The sequence below is a fragment of the Desulfocurvus sp. genome (assembly GCF_023230885.1).
Classification (GTDB): domain Bacteria; phylum Desulfobacterota; class Desulfovibrionia; order Desulfovibrionales; family Desulfovibrionaceae; genus Desulfocurvus.
In genome coordinates this window covers 1-8,376 of sequence record NZ_JALNWM010000154.1, presented here as the reverse complement: position 1 = coordinate 8,376, position 8,376 = coordinate 1, and the positions used below count along the sequence as shown (strand labels likewise).

6 protein-coding genes are annotated in these 8,376 nt (G+C 70.7%); 3 read left to right on the top strand and 3 right to left on the bottom strand.

All coding sequences use genetic code 11. From position 1 onward, the window contains the following. The first annotated feature begins 273 nt into the window (after positions 1-273). Entirely contained in the window at positions 274-903 is a 630-nt protein-coding gene (locus M0P34_RS11240) for a class I SAM-dependent methyltransferase (protein WP_291499104.1), read from the top strand. Between the two features lie 41 nt (positions 904-944). Here the strand turns inward: M0P34_RS11240 and folD are convergent, their stop codons facing one another. The 3 genes from folD to M0P34_RS11225 form a co-directional block, all read right to left on the bottom strand. Further along, on the bottom strand, positions 945-1,811 hold the full coding sequence (gene folD / locus M0P34_RS11235; RefSeq protein ID WP_291499096.1) for a bifunctional methylenetetrahydrofolate dehydrogenase/methenyltetrahydrofolate cyclohydrolase FolD: 867 nt from the start codon (positions 1,809-1,811) through the stop codon (positions 945-947). Positions 1,812-1,906: 95 nt separating this feature from the next. Beyond that, the gene (gene eno / locus M0P34_RS11230; protein ID WP_291499095.1) at positions 1,907-3,199 is read right to left on the bottom strand and encodes a phosphopyruvate hydratase; all 1,293 of its coding nucleotides are present in this window, start codon (positions 3,197-3,199) and stop codon (positions 1,907-1,909) included. Positions 3,200-3,263: 64 nt separating this feature from the next. Continuing rightward, positions 3,264-4,076, bottom strand: coding sequence for a type III pantothenate kinase (locus M0P34_RS11225; protein WP_291499093.1), 813 nt, complete (start codon positions 4,074-4,076; stop codon positions 3,264-3,266). A gap of 173 nt (positions 4,077-4,249) precedes the next feature. On the opposite strand from M0P34_RS11225, the gene M0P34_RS11220 reads away from it, so the two are divergent. Both M0P34_RS11220 and M0P34_RS11215 read left to right on the top strand, forming a co-directional pair. After that, positions 4,250-5,311, top strand: a complete 1,062-nt coding sequence (locus tag M0P34_RS11220; RefSeq protein ID WP_291499090.1) for a hypothetical protein — start codon at positions 4,250-4,252, stop codon at positions 5,309-5,311. A 3-nt stretch (positions 5,312-5,314) separates the two neighbouring features. Beyond that, positions 5,315-7,966 carry a cytochrome C gene (locus M0P34_RS11215; protein ID WP_291499088.1) on the top strand — a complete coding sequence of 884 codons (2,652 nt, stop codon included), beginning with the start codon at positions 5,315-5,317 and terminating at the stop codon, positions 7,964-7,966. Positions 7,967-8,376: the final 410 nt, after the last annotated feature.

Here is an 8,376-nt window from a genome sequence, read left to right as displayed (position 1 = left end):
CGGGAAGCGAAGGAAAGGCAATGGGGGCCGTGGGCTTCAACTGGCAGCTGCCCTCCGCCGAGCGCGGAAGTGGAGGCGAGGCTGTGGAGGAGCCGTGGGCCCCTGGAGCGGGCGGGAAAAGTCGACGGGGCGACGGGCGGTGGAAAGACAGCAGGAGGGCGGCGGACGGAAAGCTCCCGAAGGACGGCTGCCCCGGCTGGACTCCGCAGTCTTTGACAGGACGGAAAAGAAGGCATATTCGCAAATGAGAATCAAATTCACTGAGAGGTGACAATGAACGAAAAAGGCAGGGAATTCAAAGGGCTTTGGGGCGGGAAGCATTATCGCCGCTGGGCCGCGCTGTTCGGCATGGGCCCGGAATTCTACCGCCGGGGGCTCGGCGATCTGGAGCTGGGCGACGGGATGCGCGCCCTGGACCTGGGCTGCGGCCCGGGGGCCCTCAGCCTGGCCCTGGCGCAGCGGGCCGCCCCCGGCGCCGCCATCGTCGGGCTGGACCTCTCCGAAGACCAGCTCGCCTACGCGCGCACCCAGGCCGGGGGCCACGCCTGCGCCCTGGAGTTCCGCCGGGGGTCCATGGACGAGCTGCCCTACCCCGACGGCCACTTCGACCTGGTGATGACCTCCATGGCCCTGCACGAGACTCCCCCGGCCGTGCGCCGGGCGGCCGTGGCCGAAACCGCGCGGGTGCTGCGCCCCGGCGGGCTCTTCCTGCTGGTGGACTGGAGCAGGCCGCGCCTGGGGCTGTGGGGCGTGCTCTGGTTCCCGCTGGTGTGCCGGGGCGAGAAGAACCGCGACAACTGGAACAACGTCTACCCCGCCCTGTGCGCGGCCCGGAGTCTGGACCTCGCCCAGGACGGCTACATCAACTCCATGGTCCGCCGCCAGCTTTTCCGCAAATCCTAGCCGCCGGGCGCCGGGACCGCCCCGGCGCCCCCCCGGCCAAGCTAGGCCCCGAGGTGCGCGGCGCAGGCGGCCACCGTGTTGGTCAGCAACTGGGCGATGGTCATGGGCCCGACGCCCCCGGGCACGGGGCTGATGGCGGCGCATTTGTCCTTCATGGCCTCGAAGTCGCAATCGCCCACAAGCCCGGTGGCCGTGCGGTGGATGCCCACGTCCACCACCACGGCGCCGTCCTTGATCCAGTCGGCCTTGACGTGCAGCGGCCGCCCCACGGCGGCGACGACGATATCGGCCTCGCGGCAGCAGGCGCGCTGGACCTCCAGGGGCGTGCGCGAGTGGACCACCGTGGTGGTCGCGTCGCCGTGGGAGCCGTATTCCAGAAGCATGAGCGCCATGGGCTTGCCCACGATATTCGAGCGGCCCAGGACCACCGCACGCTTGCCCGCCGTGGTCACGCCGTGGCGGCGCAGCAGCTCCACCACGCCCGCCGGGGTGCAGGGCCGGTAGCCGGGCAGCCCCAGGGCCAGCCGACCCATGTTCTCGGGGTGGAAGCCGTCCACGTCCTTGTCCGGGGCGATGCGCTCCAGGCAGGCCTGGCTGTCCAGCCCCCGGGGCAGGGGCAGTTGCAGGAGGATGCCGTCCACGGCGGGGTCGGCGTTGAGCCGGTCGATGAGCGCCTCCAGCGCACCCTGGGACACCGTCGCCTCCAGGCGGTGCGAGAAGGACACCACGCCCGCCTCGGCGCAGCCCTTTTCCTTCATGCGCACATAGACCTGGCTGGCCGGGTCGTCGCCCACGAGGATCACCGCCAGCCCCGGGGCCCGGCCGTGGGCCTGGAGCAGGGCGTCGACCCTGGTCTTGAGTTCCGCGCGGATGGCCTCGGCGGTGGCCTTGCCGTCCAGAAGAATCATGTTCCGCCTCCGGTTGGGGGGTTCTGGCAACAAAAAGGGAGCGGGGCGCGGGCCTGTTGTGCTCCCGCGCCCCGCGTCGTTGCGGGTCGTCTTGTTTAGTCCATGTCGAACCACTGCTCGCCCATGATGGGCCCGAAGTAGAGGCCGTCGTCCTCCAGGTCCTCCTCGATGCGCAGCAGCTGGTTGTACTTGGCCAGGCGGTCGGAGCGCGACAGCGAGCCGGTCTTGATCTGCCCGGCGTTCACGGCCACGGCCAGGTCGGCGATGAAGTGGTCCTCGGTTTCGCCCGAGCGGTGGGAGATGACCGTGGTGTAGGCGGCGCCCCGGGCCATTTCGATGGTGTCCAGGGTCTCGGTGACGGTGCCGATCTGGTTCAGCTTGATGAGGATGGAGTTGGCCACGCCCTCCTCGATGCCCCGGGCCAGGATCTCGGGGTTGGTGACGAAGATGTCGTCGCCCACGAGCTGGATGGTCTCGCCCAGCTTGACCGACAGCGCCTTCCAGCCGTCCCAGTCGCCTTCGGCCAGCCCGTCCTCGATGGAAATGAGGGGGAAGCGCGAGCACAGGTCGGCGTAGTAGTCGACGAGCTCCGCGCTGGAGAAGACGCGCTTCTCGCCCGCGAAGCTGTAGCGGCCGTCCCGGTGGAACTCGCTGGCCGCCGCGTCGATGGCCAGGGCGATGTCGCGCCCGGGCTCGTAGCCCGCGGCGGAAATGGCGCGCAGGATGTACTCGAAGGCCTCCTCGTGGCTGGCGAGGTTGGGCGCGAAACCGCCCTCGTCGCCCACGCTGGTGACGTGGCCGTCCTTGGCCAGGATCTTCTTCAGGTTGTGGAAGGTCTCGGCGCCCATGCGCAGGGCCTCGGCGAAGGTGTCCGCGCCCAGGGGCACGATCATGAACTCCTGGATGTCCAGGTTGTTGGGCGCGTGGGCGCCGCCGTTGACGATGTTCATGAGCGGCGCGGGCAGGACCTTGGCGTTGAGCCCGCCCAGGTAGCGGTACAGCGGCAGGCCCATGAACCGGGCTCCGGCGCGGGCCGCGGCCATAGACACGCCGAGCATGGCGTTGGCGCCCAGGCGCGACTTGCTCTCGGTGCCGTCCAGGTCGATGAGCGCGTTGTCCAGGGCCACCTGGCGCAGCACGTCCAGCCCGACCACGTTCTCGGCGATCTCGCCGTTGACGTTCTCCACGGCCTTCTGCACGCCCTTGCCGCCGTAGCGCGCCGGGTCGCCGTCGCGCAGTTCGAGGGCCTCGCGGGTGCCGGTGGAGGCGCCCGAGGGCACGGCCGCCACGCCCGTGGCCCCGGAGTCGGTGGTCACTTCGACCTCCAGGGTCGGGTTGCCGCGCGAGTCGAGAATCTCCCGGGCCCAGACATTGATGATCGTGCTCATGGGTGCTCTCCTTGCTTGAGGATGGCTGCGTGTGTACGGCGCGCGGACGCGCCGGGACGGGGCGTCACGGCGCCCCGGTTCGAAAGCTCGCTTCGCCCCCGGCCAGGGCCAGGGCCGCGCACAGGCCCTCCATGACCAGCGCGGGCCGCACATGGCCGATGGCCGGGCACAGGGCCGCCACCGCCGACGCCAGCCCGCCCGTGGCCACCACCGGCGCGGGAACGCCCAGCAGGGCCGTCAGCCGCGCCGCCAGCCCCTCGGCCAGGGCCGCGAAGCCGAACAGGAAGCCCTGGTTCAGGCTGGTCATGGTGTCGAACCCCAGGCGCAGGACGGGCTCGTCCAGGGCCAGGGTCAGGGGCGGCAGCAGCGCCGTGCCCTCGGTCAGGGCGTCGGCCGCCGTGCGCAGCCCCGGGCAGGTCAGCCCGCCCAGGTACTCGCCCCCGCGCACGCAGTCCACCGTGGTGGCCGTGCCGAAATCCAGCACCACCAGCCCCGGCGCATCGGGCAGGGCCACCCGCGCGCCGAAGGCCCCGGCCAGCCGGTCCGCGCCCACGTTGGGCGGGATGGCGGCCATGTTCGAAAAGCCGAAAGGCAGGTCGCGCGGGGCGAACCGCAGCTCCAGGCCCGCGACGGCGCGCACCAGGGCCGCCACGGCCTCGTCCGCCCACGGCACCACCGACGACGCCACCGCGCCCCCCAGGGCCCCGGGGGCCACGCCCGCCCCGGCGCACAGGGCCACGAGCGCCGGGCCGAGGGCCGGGGCGCCAGGGCGCGTGGGCACGGCGCACGCCGGGCCGATGGACCCGCCGGGCGCCGCCAGGGCGGCCTTGATGTTGGTGTTGCCGATGTCCAGTATCAGGAAAAGAGTGTCGCTCATGGGCCGTCCGGGCGCGGGGCGTGGTCGCTTCCCGGACTGTAGCGATTTGGCGCGGAAACTCAAGCTCCCATTTCGTGCGCAAAACTGGTTGTCCTTTTTTCCGCCCAAGGGTATGGGATGGAAGGAATACGCCCAAATAACCGACCAAATTCCTGGGAGAAAGGACGGACGCCATGGACCCGACCACCCTCATCCCCGCCACCGAGCCCTACCAGGTGCAATGGTGGATATTCCAGGCCCTGCTGAGCCTGGGATTCCTGGTGCACATCCTGCTTGTGAACGTCATGCTCGGCACGACGGTCATGGCCCTGGTCGCCGGGCTGGGCGGCAAGGACGACCCGCCCGCGCGGGCCATTTCCACCAAGCTGCCCACGACCATCGCCTTCACGGTCAACTTCGGGGTCGTGCCGCTGCTCTTCCTCCAGGTGCTTTACGGCCATTTCTTCTACATAAGCGACATCATCATGGGCTGGTTCTGGCTCTCGGTGCCATTCCTGGTCATGTTCGCCTACTACATGGCCTACCTGTTCGACTTCCGCTACGAGCGCCTGGGCCAGGCCAGGACCCTGGTGCTGCTCCTGGCCGCCGCCTGCATGACCGCCGTGGCCTTTTTCTTCGTCAACAACCTGACCATGTTCCTCACGCCCGACCGCTGGCTGACCTACTTCGAGAACGACCGGGGCACCGTGCTCAACTGGGCCGACCCGAGCCTTCTGCCGCGCGTGAGCCACTTCCTGCTGGCTTCGCTGGCCGTGGGCGGGCTGGCCGTGGCCCTGCTGTGGAGCCGGGGCGAGCGCGCCGCGCGGCCCGGGGCGCAGGCCCATGTGCGCCGCGGCATGCGCTGGTTCCTGCTGGCCTCCGTGGCCCAGCTCGCCGTGGGCCCCTGGTTCCTGCTGACCATCCGCCACGACGTGATGCTCCTGTTCCTGGGCGGCGGCGGCGCGCACACGGCCTTCTTCGCCGCCGCCATGCTCGGGGTGGCCGCCGTCCTGTACGCCGGGCTGGCCCGCCGCCCGGGGCTGGGCGCCGTGGCCGTGGTCTTCACGGCGGCCATGATGGTCGGCGTGCGCGAGCTGATGCGCATATCCTATCTGGAGGACTTCTACCGCGCCTGGGAGGTGCCCTCGCGCGGGGAGTACTCGCCCCTGGCCATGTTCCTCGTGGCCCTGGTCCTGGGCATCGGCGTGGTGGCCTATGTGCTCAAGCTGGCCCGCAATGCCGGAAAGGAGGCGTAACCCATGGATTACCCCATCTGGAACGTGCCCTTCTTCGGCGGGGGCGTGCTCATCGCCTGGATCGCCGTCATCCACGTCTATGTGGCCCATTTCGCCGTGGGCGGCGGGCTGTTCCTGCCCCTGACCGAGCTCAAGGGCCACCGCGAGAACTCCCCGGAAATCCTGGCCTACGCCAAGCGCCACACCCTGTTCTTCCTGCTGCTGACCATGGTCTTCGGCAGCCTGACCGGCGTGGCCATCTGGTTCATCATCGCCCTGACCAGCCCCACCGCCACCCTGACCCTCATCCGCGCCTTCACCTTCGCCTGGTCCACGGAGTGGGTCTTCTTCCTGGGCGAGATCGTGGCCCTGCTCGTGTACTACTACACCTTCGGCAAGATGCGCCGCCGCGAGCACCTCACCGTGGGCTGGATCTATTTCGCCTTCGGCTTCATGTCGCTGTTCATCATCAACGGCATCATCGGCGCCATGCTCCTGCCCGGGCGCTGGCTGGAGACCCAGAGCTTCTGGGACGGGTTCTTCAACCCCGCCTTCTGGCCGCAGCTGGCCTTCCGCTCCATGATGTGCTTCTCCATCGCCGGGCTCTTCGGCTTCTTCACCGCCACGCGCATGGCCGACCCCAAGGTCCGCGACTCCCTCATGCGCTACACCGCCAAGTGGACCTGCATCCCCCTGGTGCTCATGGTCCCGGCGGGCTGGTGGTGCTACGCGGCGCTGCCCGAGGGACGCCAGGTCATGGTCGCCGGCTGGAACCCCGAGATGGTCGGCTATGTGCGCGCCCTGTTCATCAGCGGCCCGGCCATCATGGCCCTGGCCCTGGTCATGGCCGCCCCGCGCGCCGACGCCGTGCGCAAGCCCGTGGCCGTGGTCCTGCTGGCCCTGGGGCTGGTCTACATCGGCGGATTCGAATACACCCGCGAGGCCGCCCGCAGGCCCTACGTCATCGCCGGGCACATCTACTCCAACCAGGCCCGCGTGGCCCAGGCCCAGGCCATCAACGAGGCTGGCTGGCTGGCGAGCACCGCCTGGGCCAGGCACAAGGACATCACCGAGGCCAACGCCCTGGAGGCCGGGCGCGAGCTGTTCATGGGCCAGTGCCAGGCCTGCCACAGCATCGACGGCCCCTCCAACGACATCCGGCCCCTGACCGCCAAGTACAGCGTCTTCGGCATGGACGCCCAACTCGACGGCCAGGGCAAGATCCGCGACTACATGCCGCCCTTCCTGGGCACCCGCGACGAGCGCATGGCCCTGGCCCGCTTCCTGGTGGTCGGCCTGCACGGCGCCGACAAGCCGGCCTACGAGACCGCCTTCAACCCGCCCGGCGGCCAGGTGGACATCCCCGCCTTCGACAAGGACGCCGACGAATATGTGCTGCTGGCCTGGAACACCCTGGGCATGCACTGCCTGTCCGACTCCGAGCCCTACTGGATCCTGCTGCCCCCGGCCAACGACCTGCGCTGCCAGCTCGTGCGCCGCGGCCCCTCGCCCGAGCTGGTCACCGAAGGTGTCACCGTGACCTACGCCGTCGAGCCCGGCTTCGAAAACCCCTCGGCCCATGTGCGCTTCTGGGAGGTGGAGGACAAGCTCTTCGGCAAGGAGCTGCCGGACAACGTCGGCCTGACGGGCAAGGGCCTGTCCGGCACCATGGACCTGCACGCCGGGGAACGCCTGTTCGAGGCGGCGGCCATCCCCGTGGTGCCCTACCCCGACGGCGGCGGCTTCAACCCCTACCCCGTGTTCACCATCGAGGCCCGCGACACCGCGAGCGGCAGGCTGCTGGCCACCACCCGCGTGGTGGCGCCCACCTCCTCGGAAATGGGCTGCAAGAACTGCCACGGCGGAACCTGGCGCGTGGACGGCGTGGCCGGATTCACCGATCCCACCAGCACCGACGTGCTCGCCGTACACGACCGCATCAACAACACCGACCTGCTCCAGCGCGCCCGCGCGGGCAACGCCGTACTCTGCCAGAGCTGCCACCCCGACGCCGCCCTGGGCGCCGCCGGCAAGCCCGGCATGCCGAGCCTGTCCGCCGCCATCCACGGCTGGCACGCCAACTACCTGACCGACCGCGGCGAGGATGCCTGCGCGGCCTGCCATCCCAACAACCCCGACGGCCCCACCCGCTGCCTGCGCGACCACCACGACGCCCTGGGCATGACCTGCCTGAACTGCCACGGCCCCCTGGAGGACCACGCCCGGAGCCTGGTGCGCGGCCAGCAGGAGGCCGGCGTCCCCGGCATGGACAAGCTCCTGGCCAGGCTGCCCGTGCGCGGCGTGGACTCCGCCGACCAGGTGCCCGCGCGTCAGGCCTGGGTCAACAGCCCCGACTGCCTGAACTGCCACCGCGACTTCGCCCCGCCCCAGGAGTTCGAAACCTTCGGCCAGTGGACTTCGGGCCCGGGCGAGCTCTTCCGCGTGCGTGGCGACCAGATGGACGCCCTGCGCTGCCCGGCCTGCCACGGCGCGCCTCACGCCACCTACCCCGCGCGCGAGGACTCCGGCTACGGCAGGAACCGCGACTCCATCCAGCCCATGCAGTACACGGGCACCAACGCCCAGCTGGGCAAGGACGGCAACTGCGCACTGTGCCATGTGGGCACGGACTACACCCCCGAGGACAGCGCCCACCATCCCATGGGGCTGCGCTGATTCCCCCGCGCCCGGCCGGGGCTCCGCCGCGAGGCGGCTCCCGGCCGGGCCGTGGGGCGCGGGGACGGGGCGCGGGCCGGGCGGTCCGCGCGCCCGCCCGGGCGCGTAAGCGAGGCCAGGCGTTTCATCTGCCGTCCCGGGCCAGGGACGGGCCGGAGGCGGGCCGGAAGCCCCCGGGGCCTTTCGGGCCGGGCACATCCGGGCCGTCCGGGGCGGGGCGCATATCCGCCCTCCCGCCAGCCGTCCGCCATGCCCGCCGCAATGGCCGGACCGCCCCGGGCGAAAAACCTCCCCGGCGCCCGGGAGCGAGGACGGCCGCGCCCCGGCGGGCGCGGGCCCGTTTCCGCCCGTCCCGGGCGCCCGACTCCCCACTTGACGAATCAACGGCGGTTCTTTAAGGAAAAGCTCTT

Bases quoted from the DNA above. Each gene is read 5' to 3' on its own strand.
- M0P34_RS11240 (WP_291499104.1), top strand. From the start codon at position 274: ATGAACGAAAAAGGCAGGGAATTCAAAGGGCTTTGGGGCGGGAAGCAT.
- M0P34_RS11225 (WP_291499093.1), bottom strand. From the start codon at position 4,076: ATGAGCGACACTCTTTTCCTGATACTGGACATCGGCAACACCAACATC.
- M0P34_RS11220 (WP_291499090.1), top strand. From the start codon at position 4,250: ATGGACCCGACCACCCTCATCCCCGCCACCGAGCCCTACCAGGTGCAA.
- folD (WP_291499096.1), bottom strand. From the start codon at position 1,811: ATGATTCTTCTGGACGGCAAGGCCACCGCCGAGGCCATCCGCGCGGAA.
- M0P34_RS11215 (WP_291499088.1), top strand. From the start codon at position 5,315: ATGGATTACCCCATCTGGAACGTGCCCTTCTTCGGCGGGGGCGTGCTC.
- eno (WP_291499095.1), bottom strand. From the start codon at position 3,199: ATGAGCACGATCATCAATGTCTGGGCCCGGGAGATTCTCGACTCGCGC.